Below are 26,256 nucleotides of genomic sequence, written 5' to 3'. Positions count from 1 at the left end.
TCTATCAGATAGAGGCCGTTCTCGGTGCAACTCAACACGCTAGAGCAAGACAGGTCTTACTTGCGGTCTTCCAGCTTGGTGATGTCACGCGACTCGTAGCCGGTGTACAGCTGGCGAGGGCGGCCGATCTTGTACGGGCTGGAGAGCATTTCTTTCCAGTGCGAGATCCAGCCTACGGTACGCGCCAGGGCGAAGATCACGGTGAACATGCTGGTTGGAATGCCGATGGCCTTGAGGATGATCCCCGAGTAGAAGTCGACGTTCGGGTACAGCGAGCGCTCGATGAAGTACGGGTCGGTCAGGGCAATCTCTTCCAGGCGCATGGCCAGTTCGAGTTGCGGATCGTTGTTGATGCCCAGTTCCTTCAGCACTTCGTCACAGGTCTGCTTCATGACGGTGGCGCGTGGGTCGCGGTTCTTGTAAACGCGGTGACCGAAGCCCATCAGCTTGAACGGATCGTTCTTGTCCTTGGCCTTGGCGATGAACTTGTCGATGTTCGAGACATCGCCGATTTCATCGAGCATGGTCAGCACGGCTTCGTTCGCACCGCCGTGGGCAGGGCCCCACAGTGCGGCGATGCCGGCAGCGATGCAGGCGAACGGGTTGGCGCCCGAAGAGCCGGCCAGGCGTACGGTGGAGGTCGAAGCGTTCTGCTCGTGGTCAGCATGGAGGATGAAGATCCGGTCCATGGCCTTGGCGAGCACCGGGCTGATCGGTTTGATCTCGCACGGGGTGTTGAACATCATGTGCAGGAAGTTTTCGGCGTACGACAGGTCGTTGCGCGGGTACATCATGGGTTGACCCATGGAGTACTTGTAAACCATCGCTGCCAGGGTTGGCATCTTGGCAACCAGGCGGATCGCGGAGATTTCGCGATGCTGCGGGTTATTGATGTCCAGGGAGTCGTGGTAGAAGGCCGAGAGGGCGCCGACTACGCCGCACATGACGGCCATCGGGTGGGCGTCGCGACGGAAGCCGTTGAAGAACGTCTTCAGCTGTTCGTGAACCATGGTGTGGTTCTTGACGGTGCTGACGAATTGGGCCTTCTGTTCCGCGGTCGGTAATTCGCCGTTGAGCAGCAGGTAGCAGGTTTCCAGATAGTCCGACTTCTCAGCCAGTTGCTCGATCGGGTAGCCGCGATGCAGCAGGATGCCATTGTCGCCGTCGATGTAGGTGATCTTCGACTCGCAGGAGGCGGTCGACATGAAACCTGGGTCAAAGGTGAAACGGCCCGTGGCCGTCAGGCCCCGTACGTCGATAACATCGGGACCAACGGTGCCGGTTAAAATGGGCAGCTCGACGGGGGCTGCGCCCTCGATGATCAACTGCGCTTTTTTGTCAGCCATGTGGCCTCCTATTTATGCTTGAAATCATCAGACAGACCCCCCACGCAGGGCCCGCACCACTATAGTGAGATAAATTCGAATGTCAATTTGCCTAAAGTCTTGCTCCAGAAGGCTTTAACCCTACTTTTTTCTCGAAATTGCCTGCCATTTACGCCTTTTATCCAACTTGCGCAATCCGCTATTAGGGGAAGGTGAACGCGTTGTCATTAGTAGCCTAACTGTCTATACTCGGCAGCCGACCGCCAAGGGCTTTTGGGCTTGCGTTATTGGGGGTCGCCTCCCTGGGTGGTGGTTACCTGACCAGTGCACTCCCCAACAACTTTGCCCTGATTGTTAGGGGCTCTTCAGTGTGAAAAATAAGCCGTGAAAAGCCAACGACCTGTAAACCTAGACCTAAGGACCATCAAACTCCCAGTCACTGCTTACACGTCCATTCTTCACCGTATTTCCGGTGTCATCCTCTTCGTGTGCCTTGCCATCATGCTTTTTGCATTGGACAAGTCGCTCAGCTCCGAGGAAGGCTTCGGCGAGGTGAAAGCGTGTCTGACCAGTCCGCTAGCCAAGCTAGTGATTTGGGGCATCCTGTCCGCTCTGCTGTATCACCTGGTAGCCGGTGTGCGCCATTTGATCATGGACATGGGCATCGGTGAGACGCTGGAAGGCGGCAAGCTGGGCTCGAAAATCGTTATCGCCGTTTCCGTGGTGGTAATCGTTCTGGCAGGAGTTTGGATATGGTAACTAACGTCACGAACCTCTCGCGTTCGGGCCTCTATGACTGGATGGCGCAACGTGTGTCGGCGGTCGTTCTCGCGGCTTACTTCATTTTCCTGATCGGATACGTCGTTGCCCACCCTGGCATCGGCTACGCCCAATGGCATGAACTGTTCGCAAGCAACTGGATGCGTATTTTCAGTCTCCTGGCCCTTGTTGCCCTCGGCGCTCACGCCTGGGTCGGCATGTGGACCATCGCGACCGACTACCTGACGCCAATGGCGTTCGGCAAGTCCGCGACTGCAATCCGTTTCCTTTTCCAGGCAGTATGCGGCGTTGCGATGTTCGCTTACTTCGTCTGGGGTGTGCAGATTCTCTGGGGTATCTGAGTCATGGCTAACATTCCAACGATTTCTTTCGACGCCATCATCATTGGTGGCGGCGGCGCCGGCATGCGCGCAGCGCTGCAGCTGGCACAGGGCGGTCACAAGACTGCCGTGATCACCAAGGTGTTCCCGACGCGTTCGCACACCGTATCGGCTCAAGGCGGCATCACCTGCGCCATCGCCTCTGCGGATCCGAACGATGACTGGCGCTGGCACATGTACGATACCGTCAAGGGTTCCGACTACATCGGTGACCAGGACGCTATCGAATACATGTGTCAGGAAGGTCCTGCCGCGGTTTTCGAGCTGGACCACATGGGTCTGCCGTTCTCCCGTACCGAGCAAGGCCGTATCTACCAGCGTCCGTTCGGCGGTCAGTCCAAGGACTACGGTAAAGGCGGCCAGGCTGCCCGTACCTGTGCGGCATCCGACCGTACCGGTCACGCCCTGCTGCACACCCTTTATCAAGGCAACCTGAAAGCCGGTACCACGTTCCTGAACGAGTACTACGCCGTTGACCTGGTGAAGAACGACGCAGGCGAGTTCGTCGGCGTTATCGCCATCTGCATCGAAACCGGCGAAACCACCTACATCCGTGCAAAAGCCACTGTGCTGGCGACCGGTGGCGCTGGCCGTATCTACGCTTCGACCACCAATGCCCTGATCAACACCGGTGACGGCGTCGGTATGGCCCTTCGTGCAGGCGTACCGGTGCAAGACATCGAAATGTGGCAGTTCCACCCAACCGGCATCGCCGGCGCCGGTGTACTGGTCACCGAAGGGTGCCGTGGTGAAGGTGGTTACCTGATCAACAAGCACGGCGAGCGTTTCATGGAGCGTTATGCTCCGAACGCCAAAGACCTGGCAGGTCGTGACGTGGTTGCTCGCTCGATGGTTAAAGAGATCATCGCGGGTAACGGTTGCGGTCCGAACGGCGACCACGTAATGCTTAAACTCGACCACTTGGGCGAGGAAGTGTTGCACAGCCGTCTGCCTGGTATTTGCGAACTGTCGAAAACGTTTGCTCACGTTGACCCAGTCGTTGCTCCGGTTCCGGTTGTTCCAACCTGCCACTACATGATGGGCGGCGTTGCCACCAACATTCACGGCCAGGCGATCACCCAGAATGGCGAAGGCGTGGACACCATCATCCCGGGCCTGTTCGCTGTAGGCGAAGTGGCTTGCGTATCGGTTCACGGTGCCAACCGCCTGGGCGGCAACTCGCTGCTCGACCTGGTGGTATTCGGCCGTGCTGCCGGCCTGCACCTGGAAAAGGCGCTGACCGACGGTATCAACTACGACGACGCCACCGAAGCCAACATCAATGCCGCTCTGGCCCGTCTGTCCGCCCTCAACGAGCGTACTGATGGCGAAGACGTGGCTACCCTGCGTCGCGAGCTGCAAAGCTGCATGCAGAACTACTTCGGTGTATTCCGTACCGGCGAATACATGCAGAAGGGTATTGCCCAACTGGCCGACCTGCGCAAGCGCATTGCCAACGTCAAGATCAACGACAAGTCGCAAGCGTTCAACACGGCTCGTATCGAGGCACTGGAACTGCAAAACCTGCTGGAAGTGGCTGAAGCTACCGCCATCGCTGCCGAAGTACGTAAAGAGTCCCGCGGTGCTCACGCCCGTGAAGACTTCGAAGACCGTGACGACGAAAACTGGCTGTGCCACACCCTGTACTTCCCGGGTGACAAGCGCGTTGCCAAGCGTGCCGTGAACTTCTCGCCGAAGACGGTTCCGACTTTTGAACCTAAGATTCGGACTTATTAAGGGTGGCCGCCATGTTGCAAGTCAGTGTTTATCGCTACAACCCTGATCAGGACGCTGCGCCGTTCATGCAGGAATTCCAGGTCGATACCGGTGGTAAGGACCTGATGGTGCTGGACGTGCTCGCGCTGATCAAGGAACAGGACGAGGGTTTCTCCTATCGTCGCTCCTGCCGTGAGGGCGTTTGCGGCTCCGACGGCATGAACATCAACGGCAAGAACGGCCTGGCGTGCATCACGCCGCTGTCCGCTGTCGTAAAAGGTAACAAGTTGATCGTTCGTCCTCTGCCAGGTCTTCCGGTGATCCGTGACCTGGTCGTCGATATGAGCATCTTCTACAAGCAATACGAGAAGGTTAAGCCATACCTGCAGAACGACACGCCGGCTCCAGCCATCGAGCGTCTGCAGTCCCCTGAAGAGCGCGAAAAGCTCGACGGTCTGTACGAGTGCATCCTGTGCGCCTGCTGCTCGACCTCTTGCCCGTCCTTCTGGTGGAACCCGGACAAGTTCCTGGGTCCAGCTGCCCTGCTGCAAGCGTACCGCTTCCTGGCAGACAGCCGCGACACCAAGACTGCCGAGCGTCTGGCTTCGCTGGATGACCCGTTCAGCGTATTCCGCTGCCGCGGGATCATGAACTGCGTCAACGTTTGTCCGAAAGGCCTGAACCCGACTAAGGCCATCGGTCACGTACGTAACATGTTGCTGCAAAGCGGCGTGTGATTCAGCTGCAGTACCCGTAGGACTGTTGTACCCGTAGATGCTGCGGCGCAGGCTTCAACCGGCGCCGTAGTTTTAACCTGAGCAGCAGCTCGTGAAGTTGCGGCTCTTATTTTGAAGAAATGAGACAAGCAGGGGCATCCGGGCTGGTACCCGGACTATCAGCGTGATCCTAGGTGGCTTGTTTTGGTCGCTGCATTCGGACTTCTGCAAGTTTGCTCGGTGTCGACGCCGGTGGTGTTCCCCTAACCGAGGGTGACCAAGCATGCAAGAAAGCGTGATGCAGCGCATGTGGAACAGCGCGTACCTTTCCGGAGGTAACGCTGCCTATGTGGAAGAGCTTTACGAGCTCTACCTGCACGACCCTAACGCTGTGCCAGAAGAGTGGCGCACCTACTTTCAGAAGTTGCCGACCGAAGGCAACTCTGCCACCGATGTTTCGCACTCGACAATTCGCGATCATTTCGTCTTGCTGGCAAAGAACCAGCGCCGCGCCCAACCGGTTTCCGCCGGCAGCGTGAGCAGTGAGCACGAGAAGAAGCAAGTTGAAGTGCTGCGATTGATCCAGGCCTACCGTATGCGTGGCCACCAGGCAGCCCAGCTTGACCCGCTGGGGCTGTGGCAGCGTCCTGCACCAGCAGACCTGTCGATCAATCATTACGGCTTGACCAATGCCGATCTTGATACGACCTTCCGTGCCGGCGACCTGTTCATCGGCAAAGAGGAAGCGAGCCTACGCGAAATTCACGAAGCGTTGCAGCAGACATATTGCCGCACCATCGGCGCTGAATTTACGCACATCACCGATTCCGAGCAGCGCCAGTGGTTCCAGCAGCGTCTGGAAAGCGTGCGTGGCCGTCCAGCGTATTCCGCGGACATCAAGAGCCACTTGCTCGAGCGCGTGACCGCCGGTGAAGGCCTGGAAAAATACCTGGGCACCAAATACCCGGGCACCAAGCGTTTCGGTCTGGAAGGCGGCGAAAGCCTCATTCCAATGCTCGACGAACTGATCCAGCGTTCCGGCTCCTACGGCACCAAGGAAATCGTCATCGGCATGGCCCACCGTGGTCGTCTGAACGTACTGGTCAACACCTTCGGCAAGAACCCGCGCGAGCTGTTCGACGAGTTCGAAGGCAAGAAGAAGGTCGAGCTGGGTTCCGGTGACGTCAAATATCACCAGGGCTTCTCGTCCAACGTCATGACCACCGGCGGTGAAGTTCACCTGGCGATGGCGTTCAACCCATCCCACCTGGAAATCGTTTCCCCAGTGGTCGAGGGTTCGGTGCGTGCCCGTCAGGATCGTCGTAACGATTCCACCGGTGAGAAGGTCCTGCCGATCTCCATCCACGGTGACGCGGCATTCGCCGGTCAGGGCGTGGTGATGGAAACCTTCCAGATGTCGCAAACCCGCGGTTTCAAGACCGGCGGTACCGTGCACATCGTGATCAACAACCAGGTTGGTTTCACCATCAGCAACCCGCTGGACTCGCGCTCCACCGAATACGCGACCGACGTTGCGAAAATGATCCAGGCGCCGATCCTCCATGTAAATGGTGATGATCCGGAAGCCGTCCTGTTCGTGACTCAGCTGGCCATCGATTACCGCATGCAGTTCAAGCGTGACGTGGTGATTGACCTGGTCTGCTACCGTCGTCGCGGCCACAACGAAGCTGACGAGCCAAGCGGCACCCAGCCTCTGATGTATCAGCAGATCACCAAACAGCGCACCACCCGTGAGCTGTATGCCGACAGCCTGACTCAGAGCGGCGTGCTGGATGTAGAGCGTGTTCAGGCGAAAGTCGACGAATACCGCAATGCGCTGGACAACGGCCTGCACGTTGTAAAAAGCCTGGTCAAGGAACCGAACAAAGAGCTGTTCGTGGACTGGCGTCCGTACCTGGGCCACGCCTGGACCGCGCGTCATGACACCCGCTTTGATCTGAAAACCTTGCAGGAACTGTCCGCCAAGTTGCTGGAAGTTCCGGAAGGCCTGGTCGTTCAGCGTCAGGTCGCCAAGATCTACGAAGACCGCCAGAAGATGCAAGCCGGTGGCCTGCCGATCAACTGGGGCTTCGCCGAAACCATGGCGTACGCGACCCTGTTGTTCGAAGGTCACCCGATTCGCATGACCGGCCAGGACATCGGTCGCGGTACGTTCTCGCACCGTCACGCTGTCCTGCACAACCAAAAAGACGCCAGCACCTACGTACCGCTGAAGAACCTGTACGACGGTCAGCCGCGTTTCGAAATGTACGACTCGTACCTGTCCGAAGAAGCCGTACTGGCATTCGAATACGGCTACTCGACCACCACGCCGGATGCGCTGGTGATCTGGGAAGCCCAGTTCGGTGACTTCGCCAACGGTGCCCAGGTGGTTATCGACCAGTTCATCACCAGTGGCGAGCACAAGTGGGGCCGTCTGTGCGGTCTGACCATGCTGCTGCCGCACGGTTATGAAGGTCAGGGTCCGGAGCACTCGTCGGCGCGTCTGGAGCGTTACCTGCAATTGTGTGCCGAGCACAACATTCAGGTGGCGGTACCGACTACGCCAGCCCAGATCTACCACTTGCTGCGTCGTCAGGTGATCCGTCCGCTGCGCAAGCCGCTGATCGTGTTGACTCCGAAGTCGCTGCTGCGTCACAAGTTGGCCATCTCGACCCTGGAAGACCTGGCCGAAGGTTCGTTCCAGACCGTTATCCCGGAAATCGATGCCCTGGACCCGACAAAGGTCGAGCGCGTTGTTCTGTGTAGCGGCAAGGTCTACTACGACCTGCTGGAAAAACGCCGTGCCGAAGGCCGTGACGATATTGCCATCGTGCGTATCGAACAGTTGTACCCATTCCCTGAGGACGACTTGAAAGAAGTCCTGGCTCCTTACACCAACGTCAAGCATGCCGTCTGGTGCCAGGAAGAGCCGATGAACCAGGGTGCCTGGTACTGCAGCCAACATCACCTGCGTCGTAGCATCGCAAACCTCAACAAGTCTCTCGTACTCGAGTACGCGGGCCGTGAGGCTTCTGCTGCACCAGCATGTGGTTACGCATCGATGCACGCCGAGCAGCAGGAAAAACTGCTGCAAGACGCCTTTACTGTTTAACGCCTTCGCGCACCTGAAACCGAATTTAAGGAACCACAGACAATGGCTATCGAGATCAAAGCCCCCACTTTCCCGGAATCGGTTGCCGATGGCACCGTTGCCACCTGGCACAAACAACCGGGCGACGCGGTCAAGCGCGACGAGCTGATCGTCGACATCGAAACCGACAAAGTCGTACTGGAAGTGTTGGCCACCGCTGACGGCGTGCTGGGCGCAATCGTCAAGAACGAAGGCGACACCGTTCTGTCCGACGAAGTGCTGGGCTCGATCGTTGAAGGTGGCGCTGCTGCCGCCGCTCCGGCTGCCGCTGCTGCTCCGGCCGCTGCCCAGGCTGCTGCTCCAGCTGCAGAAGGCGAAGACGATCCAGTAGCTGCCCCGGCTGCTCGCAAGCTGGCTGAAGAAAACGGCATCAACATCGCTTCCGTTGCCGGCACCGGCAAAGGCGGTCGTGTGACCAAGGAAGACGTGGTTGCAGCCGTAGCCGCCAAGAAAGCCGCTCCGGCCGCTGCACCTGCCAAGGCTGCCGCACCGGCCGCTGCTGCTCCTGTGTTCGCTGCTGGCGACCGCATCGAGAAGCGCGTGCCGATGACCCGCGTTCGTGCGACCGTGGCCAAGCGCCTGGTAGAAGCCCAATCGAACATGGCCATGCTGACCACTTTCAACGAAGTCGACATGACCGAAGTCATGGCCCTGCGTTCGAAGTACAAGGACCTGTTCGAGAAGTCTCACAACGGCGTGCGCCTGGGCTTCATGTCGTTCTTCGTGAAAGCGGCCACCGAGGCGCTGAAACGCTTCCCGGCTGTCAACGCGTCGATCGACGGTGGCGACATCGTTTACCACGGCTACGCCGACATCGGTGTTGCCGTTTCCAGCGACCGTGGCCTGGTTGTGCCGGTCCTGCGTAACGCCGAACTGATGAGCCTGGCCGAAATCGAAGGCGGCATCGCCACCTTCGGCAAAAAAGCCCGTGACGGCAAACTGTCGATGGACGAAATGACCGGTGGCACGTTCACCATCACCAACGGTGGTACCTTCGGTTCGATGATGTCGACTCCGATCGTCAACCCGCCGCAGGCTGCGATTCTGGGCATGCACAACATCATCCAGCGTCCTATGGCAATCAACGGCCAGGTCGTTATCCGTCCGATGATGTACCTGGCGCTGTCCTACGATCACCGTCTGATCGATGGCAAAGAAGCTGTAACCTTCCTGGTGACCATCAAGAACCTGCTGGAAGATCCGGCTCGTCTGTTGCTGGATATTTAAAAAGCAGCGGCAAGCCGCAAGCGACAAGCCCCAAGCTCAAGCCGAGCGGGCTTTGAACTTGCGGCTTGCGGCTTGTAGCTTGTTGCTAAAAAGAGGATTCTTTTACATGTCGCAGAAATTTGACGTAGTAGTGATCGGCGCGGGCCCTGGCGGCTATGTGGCCGCCATCAAGGCCGCACAATTGGGCTTTTCCGTTGCTTGCATCGAGAAATATACCGATGGCGAGGGCAAACTGGCCCTGGGCGGCACCTGCCTGAACGTCGGCTGCATTCCATCCAAGGCGTTGCTGGACAGCTCCTGGAAGTACAAGGAAGCCAAAGAAAGCTTCAACGTCCACGGTATCTCCACTGGCGAAGTCAAAATGGACGTCGCTGCGATGGTTGGCCGCAAGGCTGGCATCGTCAAGAACCTGACCGGCGGTGTTGCCACCCTGTTCAAGGCCAACGGCGTTACTTCGATCCAGGGCCACGGCAAGCTGCTGGCTGGCAAGAAAGTCGAAGTCACCAAGCCTGACGGTTCGGTTGAAGTCATTGATGCCGAGAACGTGATTCTGGCCTCCGGCTCGCGTCCGATCGACATTCCGCCTGCTCCAGTCGACCAGAAAGTCATCGTCGACTCCACTGGCGCCCTGGAATTCCAGACCGTGCCTAAGCGCCTGGGTGTGATCGGCGCCGGCGTCATCGGCCTGGAACTGGGTTCGGTATGGTCGCGTCTGGGTGCAGAAGTGACTGTCCTGGAAGCCCTGGACACCTTCCTGATGGCTGCTGACACTGCCGTTTCCAAGGAAGCGCTGAAAACCCTGACCAAACAGGGCCTGGACATCAAGCTGGGCGCTCGCGTGACCGGTTCGAAAGTCAACGGCGACGAAGTCGTGGTTAACTACACCGACTCCAACGGCGAACAGACCATCACTTTCGACAAGCTGATCGTTGCCGTTGGTCGCCGTCCAGTGACCACTGATCTGCTGGCTGCCGACAGCGGCGTGACCATCGACGAGCGTGGTTTCGTATTCGTCGACGACCATTGCGCCACCAGCGTACCGGGCGTCTACGCCATCGGTGACGTGGTTCGCGGCATGATGCTGGCACACAAGGCCTCGGAAGAGGGCATCATGGTCGTCGAGCGCATCAAGGGCCACAAAGCCCAGATGAACTATGACCTGATCCCTTCGGTTATTTATACTCACCCGGAAATCGCGTGGGTCGGTAAAACCGAACAGGCCTTGAAAGCTGAAGGCGTAGAAGTTAACGTCGGCAGCTTCCCGTTCGCAGCATCCGGCCGTGCCATGGCCGCCAACGATACCGGTGGTTTCGTCAAGGTCATCGCCGATGCCAAGACTGACCGTGTATTGGGCGTCCATGTGATTGGCCCGAGCGCTGCAGAACTGGTTCAGCAAGGCGCGATCGCAATGGAATTCGGCACCAGCGCTGAAGACCTGGGCATGATGGTTTTCTCCCATCCGACCCTGTCCGAAGCCTTGCACGAAGCAGCTTTGGCTGTGAATGGCGGCGCCATCCACATCGCCAACCGCAAGAAGCGTTAAGACAATAAGAAACCACGGCGGTATGGCCCGTCGTGAGCCTTGCGTGCAAGACTCACCGCGGAATATCCGCTGGACGCAGTCTTGCGTAGCCCAGGCTACGCAAGCAGCAGTCACAGGTGGTGCGGCACTCTGAGTGCAGCACCGAATGCGCAGTACCTAACGAAGACGGTAATAAGCATGAATCTTCACGAGTATCAGGGTAAGCAGCTGTTCGCTGAGTACGGCCTGCCAGTATCCACCGGTTACGCGGTAGACACCCCGGAAGCAGCAGCAGAAGCTTGCGACAAAATCGGCGGCAGCGAGTGGGTTGTCAAAGCCCAGGTCCACGCCGGTGGTCGCGGTAAAGCGGGCGGCGTCAAGCTGGTTCGCAACAAAGAAGACGCCAAAGCCTTCGCACAGCAGTGGCTGGGCAAGCGTCTGGTGACTTACCAGACTGACGCCAATGGTCAGCCTGTCACCAAGATCCTGGTTGAATCGTGCACTGATATCGCTAAAGAGCTGTACCTGGGCGCTGTCGTTGACCGTTCGAGCCGTCGCATCGTGTTCATGGCTTCCACCGAAGGTGGCGTGGACATCGAGAAAATCGCTCACGACACTCCAGAAAAAATTCTGAAGGCCACTATCGATCCACTGGTTGGCGCTCAGCCATTCCAGGGTCGCGAGCTGGCGTTCCAACTGGGTCTGGAAGGCAAGCAAGTTGCCCAGTTCGCCAAGATCTTCGTTGGTCTGGCCAAACTGTTCCAGGATCACGATCTGGCCCTGCTGGAAGTGAACCCGCTGGTGATCAAGGCTGATGGCGATCTGCACTGCCTGGACGCCAAGATCAACATCGACGCCAACGCCATGTACCGTCAGCCTAAGCTGAAGACTTTCCACGATCCGTCCCAGGACGATCCGCGCGAAGCGCACGCTGCCAAGTTCGAACTGAACTACGTAGCGCTGGAAGGCAACATCGGTTGCATGGTCAACGGTGCTGGCCTGGCCATGGGTACCATGGACATCGTCAACCTGCACGGCGGCAAGCCAGCCAACTTCCTTGACGTGGGCGGCGGTGCTACCAAAGAACGGGTTACCGAAGCATTCAAGATCATTCTGTCCGACACCAACGTCGCTGCAGTACTGGTTAACATCTTCGGCGGCATCGTTCGTTGCGACATGATTGCCGAAGGCATCATCGGTGCAGTGAAAGAAGTCGGCGTGAAAATCCCGGTTGTTGTTCGTCTTGAAGGCAACAACGCTGAACTGGGCGCTAAAGTACTGGCAGAAAGCGGTTTGAACATCATCGCTGCTACCAGCCTGACCGACGCTGCTCAACAAGTCGTTAAAGCTGCGGAGGGCAAGTAATGAGCGTCCTGATCAATAAAGACACCAAAGTTATCTGCCAGGGCATTACCGGTTCGCAAGGTAGCTTCCACACCCAGCAAGCCATCGAGTACGGCACCCAGATGGTGGGTGGTGTAACTCCGGGCAAAGGCGGCACCGAACACCTGGGCCTGCCAGTGTTCAACACCGTGAAAGACGCTGTAGCTGCCACTGGCGCTACCGCCAGCGTGATCTACGTTCCGGCTCCTTTCTGCAAGGACTCGATCCTGGAAGCAGCTTTCGGCGGCATCAAGCTGATCGTCTGCATCACCGAAGGCATTCCTACCCTGGACATGCTGGACGCTAAAGTTAAGTGCGACGAGCTGGGTGTTACCCTGATCGGCCCTAACTGCCCAGGCGTGATCACTCCAGGCGAATGCAAGATCGGCATCATGCCAGGTCACATTCACTTGCCAGGCAAGGTCGGTATCGTTTCCCGTTCCGGCACCCTGACCTACGAAGCTGTGAAGCAGACCACTGACGCCGGTTTCGGTCAGTCGACTTGCGTCGGCATCGGCGGTGACCCGATCCCAGGCTCGAACTTCATCGACATCCTGAAGCTGTTCCAGGAAGACCCGAAGACCGAAGCGATCGTCATGATCGGTGAGATCGGCGGTTCGGCTGAAGAAGAAGCGGCTGCCTACATCAAGGCACACGTGACCAAGCCGGTTGTTTCCTACATCGCTGGTGTGACTGCTCCTCCGGGCAAGCGCATGGGCCATGCTGGCGCAATCATCTCCGGCGGCAAAGGCACTGCAGACGAGAAATTCGCTGCTCTGCAAGACGCAGGCGTGAAAACCGTGCGTTCGCTGGCAGACATCGGCAAGGCCCTGGCCGAGCTGACTGGTTGGGCTGTCAAGTAAGCCTCGCGCTTGGCTGACGCTTTACCAAACAAAGGCCACCTTCGGGTGGCTTTTGTCGTTTTGAAGCAGTTGCGAGCGGTAAGCTCCAAGCTGCAAGCAGTCCCAGCGCGAACGAGCTTGTAGCTTGCAGCTCGCTGCTTGAAGCTGCCTTTTTGCGACACAAAGATGTCGTAGATCGGAATGTTTGCCCTCAATCAGTGCGTTTTTCTGCCAGATTCGTTAGTCTAGCCGCGATTTTTTCGCGTGAAGCCCAAAAGGCAGTCTCACGCCAACCGGGTCGGTCCTATACGGATTGACAGCATTTCCCTCACCCATAGGGAAATCCCCCTCTAAATTCCGATTCAGTAGTGTGGTATTTCCTTAATGAAAGTGTTGAAAGGTCAGGACATCCTGGCACTTGGTTTTATGACGTTTGCCCTGTTTGTCGGGGCCGGTAACATCATCTTCCCGCCTATCGTCGGTTTGCAGTCCGGGCCTCATGTCTGGATGGCGGCGCTAGGCTTTCTGATCACGGCAGTCGGCCTGCCGGTCATCACCGTCGTCGCCCTGGCCAAGGTCGGGGTGCCATGGACGCCCTGAGCAGTCCCATCGGCAAAATCGCCGGTGGCTTACTGGCGGCCGCCTGCTACCTTGCCGTGGGCCCGTTGTTCGCGACGCCGCGCACCGCGACCGTGTCGTTCGAAGTCGGCCTGGCCCCGTTGACCGGCGAGAGCCCGCTGGCATTGTTCCTGTATAGCGCCGTGTATTTCCTGCTGGTGTTCTTCATTTCGCTCTACCCGGGCCGCCTGCTGGATACCGTTGGGCGCTTCCTCGCGCCGCTGAAGATCATCGCCCTGGCTGTCCTGGGCATTGCGGCTTTCGCGTTGCCGGCCGGTGACATTGGCGTGGCCACGCCCGAATATGTCGCGGCGCCATTTTCCCAGGGCTTCATCAATGGTTACCTGACCATGGATACGCTCGGCGCACTGGTGTTCGGCATTGTGATCGTCAATGCCATCCGTTCCCGTGGCGTTGAATCGCCAGCGCTGATCACCCGTTACGCGATCATTGCAGGCCTGATCGCTGGCGTTGGCCTGGCCCTTGTGTATGTCAGCCTGTTCCGTCTCGGTTCGGGCAGCCATGAAGTGGCGGCCGGTGCGACCAACGGTGCGGCCGTGCTGCATGCTTACGTCCAGCACACTTTCGGCTCGCTGGGCAGCGGGTTCCTCGCGGTGCTCATCTCGCTGGCGTGCCTGGTGACGGCGGTTGGCCTGACCTGCGCCTGCGCCGAATACTTCAGCCGTGTACTGCCGCTCTCCTACAAGACGCTGGTGGTGATACTGGCCGCATTCTCATTGCTGGTGTCCAACCTGGGCCTCACCAAGCTGATTGCGTTCTCGATCCCGGTGCTGACCGCGATCTATCCGCCGTGCATCGCCCTGGTCGCCCTGAGCTTCTGCAAGGACTTCTGGCATGAGCAGGGTCGTATTGTCGGCCCGGTCATGCTGGTGTCGTTCCTCTTCGGTGTGATTGATGCCCTCAAGGGAGCCGGCCTGGCGGACTGGATGCCGGCCCAACTGGCTCATCTGCCACTGAGCGAGCAAGGCCTGGCCTGGCTGGTACCGTCGGTGATGACCCTGGTCGTCGCGGTGGTGTGCGACCGCATGCTGGGCAAGCGAGCCGAAGCACTGGCGTAAGCTTCGCCGCTCAACCGAAATGCCCCGTATCAAACGATACGGGGCATTTTTTTCGCTTCACGCAAATCATTGTGGGAGCGGGCTTGCTCGCGAAGGGGGCTTATCATTCAATAGTTGCATCGACTGATACGCCGCCTTCGCGAGCAGGCTCGCTCCCACAGGACTCGGTGTTTTGCCATTTCATCACAAGGACCTGCATGTCGTTCATCCAAGCCAACCTGATCCACATCATCGCCGCTGCCTGGTTTGTCATTTGCTGGGGCGGCTACACCCGCTACGCGACGTGGAAGGGCCGCGACACCGCGTGCCTGGCCAGTGTGTTGCACTTGTATCGCGAAGACTGGATGCGTCGGATGCTGCTGCGCGACAACCGCATCGCCGATGCGAGCGTGATCGGCAACCTGGAGCGCAACGCGTCGTTCTTCGCGTCCAGTACGCTGATTATCCTGGCGGGCATTCTGACCGTGTTGGGGGCGTCGGAGAGGGCCGTGTCGTTGCTGGCCGATATCCCCATGGTGCAACAGGCTTCCCAGGGCATGTCGGAGATCAAGCTGCTGTGTCTGGCGCTGGTGTTTGTCTATGCGTTTTTCACGTTCAGTTGGTGCATGCGCCAATACAACTTCGCCGCGATCCTGGTGGGCTCAGCACCGATGATCGGCGAGCGTCACGTCTCCGAACAGGAGCGCAAGGCCTTTGCGGCCCGGGCGGCGAGGGTTATTTCCATGGCTGCCAACCAGTTCAACTTTGGCCTGCGTTCCTACTATTTCGGCATGACGATGCTGGCCTGGTTTGTCAGTCCGTGGCTGTTCATGTTGTTGAGTGCCGGGGTGGTGCTGGTGCTCTATCGCCGGGAATTTCATTCCGACGTACTCGATGTGATGGTCTATACCCCTACAGAGGCGCCATTGCCTGACACGCCTAAAGAGGTCGTTTGATGAGTATCCCGTTCTGGTGTGTGTTGATCAGTGCTCTATTGATTTACGTGGCCCGCATGCCGGTCACCAAGGCCATGAAGGAGCAGGGTGGTTACAACAACCATCTGCCGCGTCAGCAGCAGGCGCAACTCACCGGGTTCGGTGCCAGAGCGCTCGCCGCGCACCAGAACAGTATCGAGGCGTTCATTTTGTTTGCGGTGGGGGTATTGATGGCGCATACCACGCAGACGGCGGGGTGGCTGATCGATTCGCTGGCAATCATCTTTGTCATCACCCGCATTCTGTACTTGTTCTGCTACTGGCGGGATCTGGCTTCGTTAAGAAGTCTGGTGTGGTTGATCGGGCTGGTATGTTCGTTACTGCTGATGATTAGTCCGACTTTTAGAACTATCTTGATCTAAGCATGTAAAACAAACGGACAAAAGAAAACCCGCGATTGGCGGGTTTTCTTATCGCACTGAAAGAACGGTTAGTTCTTTTTTGGCTTCTTCAGCAGCGGCTTCGTTCGATTCAGCCTGATCTTTGGCGGCTTCGGCGTTTTCCTTCGCGGCGTCGTTCACTTTATCCTGAGCTTCGTTCATTTTTTCCTGAGCTTGCTCGGCGTGTTGGTTGGCATCTTGAGCTTTGTCCTCGGATTTTTTATCGCAGGCAGCGAGACCGAGGGAAGCGGTCAACATCAAGGCAATAGCTAAAGTCTTACGCATGGGGTGTTTCTCCTTATGGAAATCATCTACTTGCCCTTTCGAGCGCGACCCTCATGGTTAAGTTCCTTGAATCGTTCAGATATATAAGTTTGAAGCTGCGCGGAACTTTTACCGAACCTGCCGAGTGCGATGTCTGACTATTAACAAGAGTACTTTTCAAATGGCCGCAAACCCCGTTTTTGAGCGCGCGACGCGATTTCTGTCGGCCCTTCGCCACTGTCACGTGCTTGGCTTGCGCGTACACAGCGCGAGCAACGACGGCCTTACCGTGATATTGCCGTACAGCCCGCAAATCGTCGGAAATCCCGAGACCGGGGTCATTCATGGTGGTGCTTTGACGTCGTTGATGGACACTGCTTGTGGCATGTCCACGCTTTGCGTGTTGCCGGAGTTCGAGGTCTGTCCGACCCTCGACTTGCGCATCGACTACATGCATGCCGCTGAACCACATAAGGATGTCTATGGTTTCGCCCAATGCTATCGGGTCACCACGGACGTGATCTTTGCCCGAGGGTTCGCCTATCAGGACGATCCCGAGCAGCCCATTGCTCACGTGGTGGGCACGTTCATGCGCATGGGCAAGGGCGTTAAGGGCACCAAGGGCTTTGGCGGCGTCATCACAGGGGCTGCGCAATGATCGAGAACCTCACGGAGCAACTGCAACAAGCTCACGAGAAAGGCGACTACACCGAACTGCTGCGACTGATCCCCTACGCCCAACTGATCGGTGTCGAATGTTCGCGGGTGGGAGATGACCTGTTGTTTCGTCTGCCAGCCAACAAGGACAACATTGGTAACCCTTTACTGCCGGCGATCCATGGTGGCGTGATTGCCGGGTTCATGGAGCTGTCGGCAGCGCTGCACTTATTGATATTCACCGGGGCCCCGGACGTACCGAAAATCATCGACTTCTCCCTGGATTACCTGCGTGCCGGGCAGTTTCGCGATACGTGGGCCCGGTGCCAGGTGTGTCGCCAGGGGCGTCGTGTCGCGAATGTGGCCGTGACCGCCTGGCAGAGCACCGAAGGCGAGCCCATTGCCACGGCCCGCGCGCATTTCAAAGTCAATGAGCCCTTGAAATCCTGATCGCTGCCCCCAACTTTGATGACAACCCGCCGCCGACCCTCTGGGACGCGGTCACTGCCATCTGATTGGAGTTTGATGACCATGAGTGTGGAAACTCAAAAGGAAACCCTGGGCTTCCAGACCGAGGTGAAGCAACTGCTGCACCTCATGATCCATTCGCTGTATTCCAACAAGGAAATCTTCCTTCGCGAATTGATCTCGAACGCCTCTGACGCTGTCGACAAATTGCGCTTCGAAGCCCTGTCCAAGCCTGAGTTGCTGGAAGGTGGCGGCGAACTGAAAATCCGCGTGAGCTTCGACAAGGACGCCAAGACCGTCACCCTCGAAGACAACGGCATCGGCATGAGCCGTGAAGATGTGATCACCCACCTGGGGACGATCGCCAAGTCCGGTACTGCCGACTTCATGAAAAACCTGTCGGGCGACCAGAAGAAGGATTCGCACCTGATCGGTCAGTTCGGTGTCGGCTTCTACTCGGCGTTCATCGTTGCCGACAAGGTCGACGTCTTCAGCCGTCGTGCCGGCGCTGCTGCCAGCGAAGGCGTGCACTGGTCGTCCAAGGGCGAAGGCGACTTCGAAGTGGCGACCGTCGAGAAAGCCGAGCGCGGCACTCGCATCGTATTGCACCTCAAGTCCGGTGAAGACGAGTTCGCCGACGGCTGGCGCCTGCGCAACATCATCAAGAAGTACTCCGACCACATCGCTCTGCCGATCGAATTGCCCAAGGAAGTCGCCGCTGCCGAAGGCGAAGAGCAACCGGCCGCCGAATGGGAAACCGTCAACCGCGCCAGTGCCCTGTGGACCCGTCCTCGCACCGAGATCAAGGACGAGGAGTACCAGGAGTTCTACAAGCACATCGCTCACGATTTCGAGAACCCGCTGAGCTGGAGCCACAACAAGGTCGAAGGCAAACTTGAGTACAGCTCGCTGCTCTACGTGCCGGCCCGTGCTCCGTTCGACCTGTACCAGCGTGAAGCGCCAAAAGGCCTGAAGCTGTACGTGCAGCGCGTGTTCGTCATGGATCAGGCCGAGTCGTTCCTGCCGCTGTACCTGCGTTTCATCAAGGGTGTGGTCGACTCCAACGACCTGTCGCTGAACGTGTCGCGGGAAATCCTGCAGAAAGACCCGATCATCGATTCGATGAAGTCGGCGCTGACCAAGCGTGTGCTGGACATGCTGGAAAAGCTGGCGAAGAACGAGCCTGAGCAATACAAGGGCTTCTGGAAGAACTTTGGCCAGGTCATGAAGGAAGGCCCGGCAGAAGACTTCGTCAACAAGGAAAAAATTGCCGGCCTGCTGCGTTTTGCCTCGACCCACGGCACCGATGAAGAGCAGAACGTTGGCTTGGCCGAGTACCTGGCGCGTGCCAAGGAAGGTCAGGACAAGATCTACTTCCTCACCGGTGAATCCTACGCCGCCGTCAAGAACAGCCCGCACCTGGAAGTCTTCCGCAAGAAAGGCATCGAAGTGCTGCTGCTGACCGACCGTATCGACGAATGGCTGATGAGCTACCTCAGCGAGTTCGACGGCAAGAGCTTTGTCGACGTGGCACGCGGTGACCTGGACCTGGGCAACCTGGACTCGGAAGAGGACAAGAAAGCCGCAGAAGAAGTCGCCAAGTCCAAAGAGGGTCTGGTCGAGCGCCTGAAAACCGCTCTGGGTGACTCTGTTGCCGAAGTACGGGTTTCCCATCGCCTGACCGACTCGCCGGCGATCCTCGCCATCGGTGAACAAGACCTGGGCCTGCAAATGCGCCAGATCCTCGAAGCCAGTGGACAGAAGGTGCCGGACTCGAAGCCGATCTTCGAATTCAACCCGGCTCACCCGCTGATCGAGAAGCTCGACAACGAGCAGAGCGACGAACGTTTTGGCGATCTGTCGCACATCCTCTTCGACCAGGCAGCCCTGGCGGCGGGCGACAGCTTGAAAGACCCGGCCGCGTACGTGCGCCGTCTCAACAAGCTGTTGGTTGAGCTCTCGGCTTAACCGAGTTGCAACAAAAAACCCGCTTCGGCGGGTTTTTTTGTGGGAGCGGGCTTGCCCGCGAAAGGGCCGACACATCCAACATCTTCGCTGCTGACATACTGCCATCGCGAGCAAGCTCGCTCCTACAAGGGCTCAACGGTGACATCGAGTTCCCCTGTAGGAGCGAGCTTGCTCTCGATGCGGTCAGCACATCCACCATCATTGGCGCCTGATACTCCGCTATCGTGAGCATGTTCGCTCCTACAGGGGGAACAGTGTCGACCACACATTTTTTGGCCGCTGAGATTCATTGTGGGAGCGGGCTTGCTCGCGATGCGGTCAGCACATCCACCATCTTCGCTGGCTGACACACCGTTATCGCGAGCAGGCTCGCTCCTACAGAGTCTCGCTCTCAGGGCAGTTCGATGCGCTCCACTTCTCCTGGTACGGTTGGCCAGTCTCCGGCGGCCCATCGGCGGCGGGCTTCGTCGATGGCTGCCGGGTCGCTCGCGACGAAGTTCCAGTTGATGCGTCGCGGTCCATCCAGGGGCGCGCCACCGAACACCACCGCATGCGCGTCGCTTTCGGCGAACAAAGTCATCTCCTGCCCTGGCGGCAATACCACCAGCGCGTGGGGCTCGATCACCTCGCCATCGAGCTGTACGGCGCCTTCGAGCACATACAGCGCGCGCTCTTCGTGCTCGGTCGGGATCAGCAATGTCGTCGCAGTTTGCAGGTGCAATTCGGCATACAACGTAGGAGAAAGCACCGGTACCGGGGATTCCAGGCAAAAGCCTGATCCGGCGATCATGCGGATTTTCACCCCCAGGTTGTCGCTAAACGGCAACGTCGCCGCCGGGTGATGGCTGTAATGCCCAGGACCCTGCTCATGGTCCTTGGGCGAAGCCAGCCAGATTTGCAAGCCGTGCAGGGTAAACCCGCTGGCTTTCAAGGCTTCGGGCGTGCGCTCGACGTGGGCAATGGCGCTGCCCGCCGTCATCCAACTGACATCGCCGGCATTCACCACCTGATCGGAGCCGAGGCTGTCCTTGTGCTGTACCGAACCTTCGAACAAGTAGGTCAGGGTCGACAGGCCAATGTGCGGGTGCTGACGGATGTTCATGCCTTTACCTGCCGGATAGCGGGTTTCGAGCATGTGGTCGAAAAACACGAAAGGCCCCACGTTGCGGCATTTGGTGGATGGCAGAGGGCGAAGTATCGGTTGGCCTTCGACATCTTCGGTGCGGGGACGGATCACAAGCGGAGAGTTCATGGTGCATTCCAGGCTGAGCGGGTGACGCGTGGAGCATAACCCGCTTGCCCGTGCGTTGCTGCTATTGGCTGAAAGCGCCTTCGGACAGATGAGTCTCGATGCTGACATCAGTGGTGGTCATCAGTTTGTGGATCGGGCAGCGATCGGCCACACGGTGTAACTCATCGCGCTGGGCGTCGGTGAGCACACCCTTGAGGGTCAATTTGACGTGCAGCGCATACTTGCCCTTGAGTTCCTCGCTGTTGTCGCGTTTGACCTCAACGCTAACGCCGGTCAGCGGGATGTTCTTTTTCTTCGCATACAGTTTCAGGGTCAGGGCCTTGCAAGCGCCGAGGGCCGCGTCGAAATAGTCGTGTGGCTCGGGTGCCGAGCCTTCACCACCGGCGGAGGGCGGTACATCGGCAAACAGCTCGTGCTCATCTATTTGCACGCTATGGCGAAAACCCTCGGCGGAAACGGTATTGACGGTGACGGTCATGAGATACCTCAGTAGTCGGAAAAGTCATTGGGTCGCAGACCCTACTGTTATAGAGCATTACGACCCTTTTACGTTGCACTTTCTTGTTGGTGAACCCAGGTCCATACGCTGGGGTCTACGCTGTTCATGACCCTGGAGATTGCCCGTGCCCTTGAATCGCTTGAGTCTCGCCTGGTTGGGGGCGTTGTGCAGCCTGTGCGTTGAAGCCCGCGAATATTCCTATAGCGATGCGCACCTGCATTACGTGGATTTTTTCCAGGAAACGGCGGGCATGCCGAAACTGCTCAAGGCCATGGCGGACAATCGCATCGAACATGTGATGATGTCGGGCATTCCGGTGGCCAAGAAATGGCACGAAGACGAACCCAAGCGCCCGCGTTACTACGCCGGCGACGACGCCGATGCCTACTGGTACAGCGCAACCGACACCATCGTCGCTGCGGCTGTAAACCGGCTGACGGTCGAGCAGCGCCAGCACTTTCACCCATTCCTGTCTGGCTTCAATCCCAACGACAAGAACTCCGCCACGCATATCCAGCGCATGCTCGATCTCAATCCAGGCCTATGGCAGGGCATCGGCGAAGTCTTTACCCGCCATGATGACCTGACCGCGCTGACGTCCGGCGACACGCCTCGGGCGAATAACGAGGCGATGACACGCATCTACCACCTGGCCGCCGAGAACGACCTGCCGGTGATGCTGCATTCGAACATTACTTCCAAGCGCGAGCGCAACCCGCTGTATCTAGCCGAAGTTGAGGAGCCGCTGCGTAACCACCCGCATACCCGTTTCATCTGGGCTCACGCCGGAACCAGTGCCGAAATCCACCGGCATCAGACTCGCCTGGATTTTCTGCTGCCAACCCTGACGCGGATGCTGGAGGCGTACCCCAATCTGTATATCGATCTGTCCTGGAGCCTGCTGACGCCTTATCTGCTGGACGAACAAGGCACCCCGCGTCGGGAGTGGGTGCAGTTGGTGGAGCGCTTCCCAGACCGCTTCATGATCGGCTCGGATGTCGTTGGGCGTTTCAACAAGCTTGGAAAGGAAATGCGCAGCTTCGATCCGTTTCTGGACGCGCTGCCGGAGGAGGTGGCGAGAAAGGTCGCCCGGGACAACTTCCTGTCGATCCTGCCGCGAACGGTTCAGCACTGAACAAAAAAAGCCCCGCATTGGCGGGGCTATTTCGGATCGGGGGGGGCAGCGGTCTCAGTTGCCTTTGACGGTCTTGCCGTTGACCTTGCCGTCCTGGAGCATGATGTTGTACTCCTTGCCGTCGGTTTCAACCTGTTGCAGGCGAACCAGCAGGTAATCCCAGTCCTTGGCGAACCACAGTACGGTGATGCGCTTGCTTTGTGTCGGGTCGCGTACGCGTTCGACCTTGATTGCATCGATCTGGCCGGCCTTGGTATCGACCTTTTCCGATCCCAGCACGCGGAAATCATAGGTGTCGACTTCGCCATCATCCACAACCTGATAGCTCATGCTTTTCTTGCCGGCGGCCACGTCGTGTTGCAGGGCCAACTGGTAAGTGGACTTGTCGACCATGCCACGGTTGAGCGGAATGTTGACCGCGTCGCCGCGATCAGTACCGGTCACCTTTTTCGCGGTCCAGTCAAAGTCCAGGTCGGCTTTCTTGGCTTTGCCCAGGCCGCCACGTTCAAAGTGATAGGACTGTGGCAGCAGGGTGTCCTTGTCCAGCGTGAGGGTGCTTTCTTCGGACAGGCTGGCGATCATCATCGACGCCTTGAAGCTGAGTTTCCAGACGCCGTTGGCTTCCTTGGTCAGGCTGCGCTCGGCTGTGCCGCTCATGGGGAGCTGCTTCCAGTCGGCGGTGTAGCTGGCGGAGAAGGGTTGAAGGTCTGCAGCCTGCGCGAAAGGCAGGGCGAACAGAGCGCAAGCGAAGAGCAGGGCGCGACGCATAAAATCTCCTAGGTTCGAATCAAGTGGCCGCTGGCCGCGAGTAACTGGCCATCGAGTAAAGCACCTTGTTCGCCGAGTGATAAACGACCTTCGGCAAACCAGCGTACCGCCATCGGGTAGATCAGGTGTTCCTGGGTGTGAACTCGCTGCGCCAGACTCTGCGGTGTGTCGTGCAACTCTACCGGTAATACTGCCTGTACGACCAGTGGTCCGCCATCGAGTTCCTCGGTGACGAAGTGCACGGAGCAGCCATGTTCTGTGTCGCCGGCTTCCAACGCTCGCTGATGAGTGTGTAACCCTTTGTATTTGGGCAGCAACGAGGGGTGGATGTTCAGCAGGCGGCCCGCGTAATGGCGGACGAAGTCAGCACTGAGGATGCGCATGAAACCGGCCAGGACGACCAGTCTCGGTTGGAAAGCGTCGATCAGTTCCATCAGCGCGGCATCGAAGGCCTCGCGGCCCTCGTAAGCCTTGTGGTCCAGGGATCGGGTGGCAATACCTGCGTCCCTGGCACGTTGCAGGCCGTAGGCGTCGGCGCGGTTGGAAATCACCGCAGCGATGCGGACCGGGCTGTCGCCGGTCCGCGTGCTGTCGATCAAGGCCTGCAAGTTACTGCCGGTGCCGGACAGCAGCACCACGACATCACAGGTGGCAGGCATCAGTGCGCCTTGAGGTTCTTCAGTTCAACCTGGGCCGCGCCTTCGGCAGCGGTGGAGATCTGGCCGATGACCCATGGCTGCTCGCCGCCTTCACGCAGGACGTTCAGCGCGGTCTCAACGTGCTCTTGCGCCACGCAGATCACCATGCCAACGCCGCAGTTCAGGACGCGGTGCATTTCGTTCTCGTCGACGTTGCCTTTCTCTTGCAGCCAGTCGAAAACGGCAGGACGGGTCCAGCTCGCGACGTCGACCACCGCTTGTGCGCCTTTTGGCAGTACGCGGGGGATGTTGTCCAGCAGGCCGCCGCCGGTGATGTGAGCCATGGCCTTGACTGCGCCGGTTTCCTTGATCAGCTTCAACAGCGGCTTCACGTAGATACGGGTCGGGGCCATCAGCAGGTCGGTCAGCGGTTTGCCGTCGAGCTGGGTGTTTTCGATGTCGGCGCCGGACACTTCGATGATCTTGCGGATCAGCGAGTAGCCGTTGGAGTGCGGGCCGGAAGAAGGCAGGGCGAGCAGGGCATCGCCAGCAGCGACTTTCGAACCGTCGATGATTTCGGATTTCTCCACGACGCCGACGCAGAAACCGGCCAGGTCGTAGTCTTCGCCTTCGTACATGCCAGGCATTTCAGCGGTTTCGCCGCCGACCAGGGAGCAGCCGGACAGTTCGCAGCCAGCGCCGATGCCGGTCACCACTTGAGCGGCGGTGTCGACGTTCAGTTTGCCGGTGGCGTAGTAGTCGAGGAAGAACAGCGGCTCCGCGCCGCAGACCACCAGGTCGTTCACGCACATGGCGACCAGGTCGATGCCGATGCTGTCGTGCTTGTTAAGGTTCAGCGCCAGACGCAGCTTGGTGCCCACGCCATCGGTGCCGGAAACCAGCACAGGCTGCTTGTAGCCGGCCGGGATTTCGCAGAGGGCGCCAAAACCGCCCAGGCCGCCCATGACTTCCGGGCGCGCAGTGCGCTTGGCGACGCTCTTGATGCGTTCGACCAATGCTTCACCGGCGTCGATGTCTACACCGGCGTCCTTGTAGCTCAGGGAGGGTTGCTTGCTCATGATCCAGGCCTTTAGGGGGGATTCAGGGGTAACGACCGAGTCCAGTGGGGCCGCCGAAACAACGATGGGCAGATGCCATGCGCGGATTTCGGGGGGCCCGGCTGTTGCCGGTCTGCGAAGGCGCGCGATTTTATCAGGCTTGAGCACCAGCGGCCATCCTCAGGCCGACAGCAGGGGCATATCGACACAAAAAAACCGCGTTGTTCGGCTCCGTGCCTATATAAGGTAGGACCAGGAACCGTCTATCGTTAGGGTTGTACGAAAAACATAAGCGGAACAGGTGAATGTTTTGCGTCGGGCGATGGTCACAGCCTTGCTCGATTGTCTTCATGCGGTCAGTTCCAGCCGCTCTTGTCGTCAGGAATTCTTCATGCGCTTTTTCAGATCATTGTTTGTGGGTTGCTTGTCTGTGGTGAGCCTGGCGAGCCATGCCGAAACCGTCAAAAGCCTTTATCAGGTGCGTGAGCCCGTTACCAGCCAGACCCCCGATGAGCGCGATCAAGCCACCCAGCGTGCACTCGACACATTGGTGTTGCGTCTGACCGGCGATCCCAAGGCGGCGCAAAACCCGGGCCTGGCTGACATTCGCAAGGATCCGCAGCAAATCATCAGCCAGTATGGTTTCGATGCGGGCCCGCCGGAAGTGCTGAAGGTCGATTTCGACCCCGCCAGCACCGCGCAGGCATTGCGTCGCGCCGGGCTGTCATTGTGGGGGGCGAATCGGCCATCGATCCTGGCCTGGTGGTTGAACGACTCCACTGAAGGTTCGAGCCTGGTAGGAGATGGCCAGGCGAGCGCCGAACCGCTACGACGTGCGGCTCAACACCGAGGGGTTGCCGCTGCGGCTGCCCTTGGCGGACCTCAGTGAGCAACTGGTTGCCACGGCGCCGACGCTCGAAGGAGCCGATGCCACGCCGTTGCGTGATGCTTCCGAGCGTTACAACGCCGATGCCTTGCTGGCGGTGCATGCCCGTGAGGAGGGCGGCCAATGGCAAGCCAAATGGCACCTCTGGCTGGGTGACCAGAAGGAGGCGGGCAGCGTTCAGGGCGCGGACCAGGCAGCACTGGCGGATGCAGTGATGCTGGCGGTCAATCAGCGGCTGGCACCCCGATTCGTGGTCAAGCCAGGCGCATCCGGCGAGCAGTTGCTGGAAGTACAGGGCATGAACCTGGAGCGTTATGCAACGCTGGGACGCCTGTTGGACCCCTTCGGTGCGCGGCTGGTGGCTGTCGACGCCGACCGGATTGTGTACCGGGTCAATGCCAGTGCCGAACAGTTGCGCTCGCAGTTGTCGCTGGCGAAGTTGCAGGAGGTTCCGGTGAGTGATGCGCCAGCGCCCACGGCGCCTGTACAGCCCGCTGCCGAAGGGGCTGCGCCAGCCGTGGCCGCCACACCGGCCCTGGTGCCGCAATTGCGTTTCCGTTGGTAATT

General features: G+C 58.8%; 22 protein-coding genes and 2 pseudogenes. 17 read left to right on the top strand and 7 right to left on the bottom strand.

The window, feature by feature from the left end; translation table 11 throughout:
* Positions 1–56: 56 nt before the first annotated feature.
* Entirely contained in the window at positions 57–1,346 is a 1,290-nt protein-coding gene (gltA, locus tag AB4N33_RS13910) for a citrate synthase (RefSeq protein WP_421140421.1), read from the bottom strand.
* Positions 1,347–1,709: 363 nt separating this feature from the next.
* Between gltA and sdhC the strand changes: the two genes are divergently transcribed.
* The 12 genes and pseudogenes from sdhC (at position 1,710) to AB4N33_RS13850 (ending at position 16,078) form a co-directional block, all read left to right on the top strand.
* On the top strand, positions 1,710–2,084 hold the full coding sequence (sdhC, locus tag AB4N33_RS13905; protein WP_460117104.1) for a succinate dehydrogenase, cytochrome b556 subunit: 375 nt from the start codon (positions 1,710–1,712) through the stop codon (positions 2,082–2,084).
* A complete protein-coding gene (sdhD, locus tag AB4N33_RS13900) occupies positions 2,078–2,446 on the top strand; it encodes a succinate dehydrogenase, hydrophobic membrane anchor protein (protein ID WP_027922414.1) in 369 nt (122 codons plus the stop codon). The genes sdhC and sdhD overlap by 7 nt, the downstream gene beginning before the upstream one ends.
* A 3-nt stretch (positions 2,447–2,449) precedes the next feature.
* Positions 2,450–4,222, top strand: coding sequence for a succinate dehydrogenase flavoprotein subunit (gene sdhA / locus AB4N33_RS13895; protein WP_460117103.1), 1,773 nt, complete (start codon positions 2,450–2,452; stop codon positions 4,220–4,222).
* A gap of 11 nt (positions 4,223–4,233) precedes the next feature.
* Positions 4,234–4,938, top strand: coding sequence for a succinate dehydrogenase iron-sulfur subunit (locus AB4N33_RS13890; protein WP_192302072.1), 705 nt, complete (start codon positions 4,234–4,236; stop codon positions 4,936–4,938).
* A gap of 262 nt (positions 4,939–5,200) precedes the next feature.
* A complete protein-coding gene (locus tag AB4N33_RS13885) occupies positions 5,201–8,032 on the top strand; it encodes a 2-oxoglutarate dehydrogenase E1 component (RefSeq protein ID WP_460117102.1) in 2,832 nt (943 codons plus the stop codon).
* A 42-nt stretch (positions 8,033–8,074) separates the two neighbouring features.
* On the top strand, positions 8,075–9,298 hold the full coding sequence (odhB, locus tag AB4N33_RS13880; protein WP_368553157.1) for a 2-oxoglutarate dehydrogenase complex dihydrolipoyllysine-residue succinyltransferase: 1,224 nt from the start codon (positions 8,075–8,077) through the stop codon (positions 9,296–9,298).
* 106 nt (positions 9,299–9,404) lie between these two features.
* The gene (gene lpdA / locus AB4N33_RS13875) at positions 9,405–10,841 is read left to right on the top strand and encodes a dihydrolipoyl dehydrogenase (RefSeq protein WP_460117101.1); all 1,437 of its coding nucleotides are present in this window, start codon (positions 9,405–9,407) and stop codon (positions 10,839–10,841) included.
* Positions 10,842–11,018: 177 nt separating this feature from the next.
* The gene (gene sucC, locus AB4N33_RS13870; protein WP_003223015.1) at positions 11,019–12,185 is read left to right on the top strand and encodes an ADP-forming succinate--CoA ligase subunit beta; all 1,167 of its coding nucleotides are present in this window, start codon (positions 11,019–11,021) and stop codon (positions 12,183–12,185) included.
* Positions 12,185–13,066: a succinate--CoA ligase subunit alpha gene (gene sucD / locus AB4N33_RS13865; protein ID WP_068587916.1), complete on the top strand. Its 882-nt coding sequence runs from the start codon at positions 12,185–12,187 to the stop codon at positions 13,064–13,066. The genes sucC and sucD overlap by 1 nt, the downstream gene beginning before the upstream one ends.
* A 363-nt stretch (positions 13,067–13,429) precedes the next feature.
* Positions 13,430–14,742 (top strand): annotated as a pseudogene (gene brnQ, locus AB4N33_RS13860) (branched-chain amino acid transport system II carrier protein).
* A 197-nt stretch (positions 14,743–14,939) separates the two neighbouring features.
* Positions 14,940–15,677 (top strand): DUF599 domain-containing protein, encoded by a 738-nt coding sequence (locus AB4N33_RS13855; RefSeq protein ID WP_460117099.1) that lies wholly within the window; start codon positions 14,940–14,942, stop codon positions 15,675–15,677.
* Positions 15,677–16,078, top strand: coding sequence for an MAPEG family protein (locus AB4N33_RS13850; protein WP_476457571.1), 402 nt, complete (start codon positions 15,677–15,679; stop codon positions 16,076–16,078). The genes AB4N33_RS13855 and AB4N33_RS13850 overlap by 1 nt, the downstream gene beginning before the upstream one ends.
* A 48-nt stretch (positions 16,079–16,126) precedes the next feature.
* Here AB4N33_RS13850 and AB4N33_RS13845 read toward each other — a convergent pair whose 3' ends face one another.
* Complete coding sequence (locus AB4N33_RS13845; protein WP_476457570.1) at positions 16,127–16,381, bottom strand: hypothetical protein; 255 nt, start codon at positions 16,379–16,381, stop codon at positions 16,127–16,129.
* A gap of 160 nt (positions 16,382–16,541) precedes the next feature.
* Between AB4N33_RS13845 and AB4N33_RS13840 the strand changes: the two genes are divergently transcribed.
* From AB4N33_RS13840 to htpG, 3 genes are all read left to right on the top strand, one after another.
* Entirely contained in the window at positions 16,542–17,018 is a 477-nt protein-coding gene (locus tag AB4N33_RS13840; RefSeq protein ID WP_476457569.1) for a PaaI family thioesterase, read from the top strand.
* Positions 17,015–17,467 (top strand): PaaI family thioesterase, encoded by a 453-nt coding sequence (locus AB4N33_RS13835; RefSeq protein ID WP_476457568.1) that lies wholly within the window; start codon positions 17,015–17,017, stop codon positions 17,465–17,467. The genes AB4N33_RS13840 and AB4N33_RS13835 overlap by 4 nt, the downstream gene beginning before the upstream one ends.
* Before the next feature lie 81 nt (positions 17,468–17,548).
* Positions 17,549–19,453 (top strand): molecular chaperone HtpG, encoded by a 1,905-nt coding sequence (gene htpG / locus AB4N33_RS13830; RefSeq protein ID WP_476457567.1) that lies wholly within the window; start codon positions 17,549–17,551, stop codon positions 19,451–19,453.
* Positions 19,454–19,844: 391 nt separating this feature from the next.
* Here the strand turns inward: htpG and AB4N33_RS13825 are convergent, their stop codons facing one another.
* Positions 19,845–20,705, bottom strand: coding sequence for a pirin family protein (locus AB4N33_RS13825; RefSeq protein WP_476457566.1), 861 nt, complete (start codon positions 20,703–20,705; stop codon positions 19,845–19,847).
* A gap of 61 nt (positions 20,706–20,766) precedes the next feature.
* A complete protein-coding gene (locus tag AB4N33_RS13820) occupies positions 20,767–21,183 on the bottom strand; it encodes an OsmC family protein (RefSeq protein ID WP_460117091.1) in 417 nt (138 codons plus the stop codon).
* A 145-nt stretch (positions 21,184–21,328) separates the two neighbouring features.
* On the opposite strand from AB4N33_RS13820, the gene AB4N33_RS13815 reads away from it, so the two are divergent.
* Complete coding sequence (locus tag AB4N33_RS13815; RefSeq protein ID WP_476457565.1) at positions 21,329–22,339, top strand: amidohydrolase family protein; 1,011 nt, start codon at positions 21,329–21,331, stop codon at positions 22,337–22,339.
* Positions 22,340–22,393: 54 nt separating this feature from the next.
* Here AB4N33_RS13815 and AB4N33_RS13810 read toward each other — a convergent pair whose 3' ends face one another.
* From AB4N33_RS13810 to purM, 3 genes are read right to left on the bottom strand one after another with little or no spacing between them, the layout of a single operon-like run.
* On the bottom strand, positions 22,394–23,107 hold the full coding sequence (locus AB4N33_RS13810) for a DUF3108 domain-containing protein (RefSeq protein ID WP_476457564.1): 714 nt from the start codon (positions 23,105–23,107) through the stop codon (positions 22,394–22,396).
* Positions 23,108–23,115: 8 nt separating this feature from the next.
* Positions 23,116–23,766, bottom strand: a complete 651-nt coding sequence (purN, locus tag AB4N33_RS13805) for a phosphoribosylglycinamide formyltransferase (protein ID WP_460117088.1) — start codon at positions 23,764–23,766, stop codon at positions 23,116–23,118.
* Entirely contained in the window at positions 23,766–24,824 is a 1,059-nt protein-coding gene (purM, locus tag AB4N33_RS13800; protein ID WP_460139953.1) for a phosphoribosylformylglycinamidine cyclo-ligase, read from the bottom strand. The genes purN and purM overlap by 1 nt, the downstream gene beginning before the upstream one ends.
* Before the next feature lie 370 nt (positions 24,825–25,194).
* Here purM and AB4N33_RS13795 point away from each other — a divergent pair.
* Positions 25,195–26,254 (top strand): annotated as a pseudogene (locus AB4N33_RS13795) (DUF2066 domain-containing protein).
* The last annotated feature ends 2 nt before the right edge of the window (positions 26,255–26,256 follow it).

The sequence above is a fragment of the Pseudomonas sp. S1_E05 genome (assembly GCF_056337105.1).
This window is presented reverse-complemented; position numbering and strand designations above follow the sequence as displayed.

What these genes read in the sequence shown, in the direction of transcription:
- AB4N33_RS13890 (WP_192302072.1), top strand. Translation starts at nt 4,234, where the DNA reads ATGTTGCAAGTCAGTGTTTATCGCTACAACCCTGATCAGGACGCTGCG.
- sdhA (WP_460117103.1), top strand. Translation starts at nt 2,450, where the DNA reads ATGGCTAACATTCCAACGATTTCTTTCGACGCCATCATCATTGGTGGC.
- AB4N33_RS13885 (WP_460117102.1), top strand. Translation starts at nt 5,201, where the DNA reads ATGCAAGAAAGCGTGATGCAGCGCATGTGGAACAGCGCGTACCTTTCC.
- AB4N33_RS13825 (WP_476457566.1), bottom strand. Translation starts at nt 20,705, where the DNA reads ATGAACTCTCCGCTTGTGATCCGTCCCCGCACCGAAGATGTCGAAGGC.
- AB4N33_RS13820 (WP_460117091.1), bottom strand. Translation starts at nt 21,183, where the DNA reads ATGACCGTCACCGTCAATACCGTTTCCGCCGAGGGTTTTCGCCATAGC.
- AB4N33_RS13840 (WP_476457569.1), top strand. Translation starts at nt 16,542, where the DNA reads ATGGCCGCAAACCCCGTTTTTGAGCGCGCGACGCGATTTCTGTCGGCC.
- purN (WP_460117088.1), bottom strand. Translation starts at nt 23,766, where the DNA reads ATGCCTGCCACCTGTGATGTCGTGGTGCTGCTGTCCGGCACCGGCAGT.
- sdhD (WP_027922414.1), top strand. Translation starts at nt 2,078, where the DNA reads ATGGTAACTAACGTCACGAACCTCTCGCGTTCGGGCCTCTATGACTGG.
- AB4N33_RS13835 (WP_476457568.1), top strand. Translation starts at nt 17,015, where the DNA reads ATGATCGAGAACCTCACGGAGCAACTGCAACAAGCTCACGAGAAAGGC.
- sucD (WP_068587916.1), top strand. Translation starts at nt 12,185, where the DNA reads ATGAGCGTCCTGATCAATAAAGACACCAAAGTTATCTGCCAGGGCATT.
- purM (WP_460139953.1), bottom strand. Translation starts at nt 24,824, where the DNA reads ATGAGCAAGCAACCCTCCCTGAGCTACAAGGACGCCGGTGTAGACATC.
- sucC (WP_003223015.1), top strand. Translation starts at nt 11,019, where the DNA reads ATGAATCTTCACGAGTATCAGGGTAAGCAGCTGTTCGCTGAGTACGGC.
- htpG (WP_476457567.1), top strand. Translation starts at nt 17,549, where the DNA reads ATGAGTGTGGAAACTCAAAAGGAAACCCTGGGCTTCCAGACCGAGGTG.
- AB4N33_RS13850 (WP_476457571.1), top strand. Translation starts at nt 15,677, where the DNA reads ATGAGTATCCCGTTCTGGTGTGTGTTGATCAGTGCTCTATTGATTTAC.
- gltA (WP_421140421.1), bottom strand. Translation starts at nt 1,346, where the DNA reads ATGGCTGACAAAAAAGCGCAGTTGATCATCGAGGGCGCAGCCCCCGTC.
- AB4N33_RS13845 (WP_476457570.1), bottom strand. Translation starts at nt 16,381, where the DNA reads ATGCGTAAGACTTTAGCTATTGCCTTGATGTTGACCGCTTCCCTCGGT.
- AB4N33_RS13855 (WP_460117099.1), top strand. Translation starts at nt 14,940, where the DNA reads ATGTCGTTCATCCAAGCCAACCTGATCCACATCATCGCCGCTGCCTGG.
- lpdA (WP_460117101.1), top strand. Translation starts at nt 9,405, where the DNA reads ATGTCGCAGAAATTTGACGTAGTAGTGATCGGCGCGGGCCCTGGCGGC.
- odhB (WP_368553157.1), top strand. Translation starts at nt 8,075, where the DNA reads ATGGCTATCGAGATCAAAGCCCCCACTTTCCCGGAATCGGTTGCCGAT.
- AB4N33_RS13810 (WP_476457564.1), bottom strand. Translation starts at nt 23,107, where the DNA reads ATGCGTCGCGCCCTGCTCTTCGCTTGCGCTCTGTTCGCCCTGCCTTTC.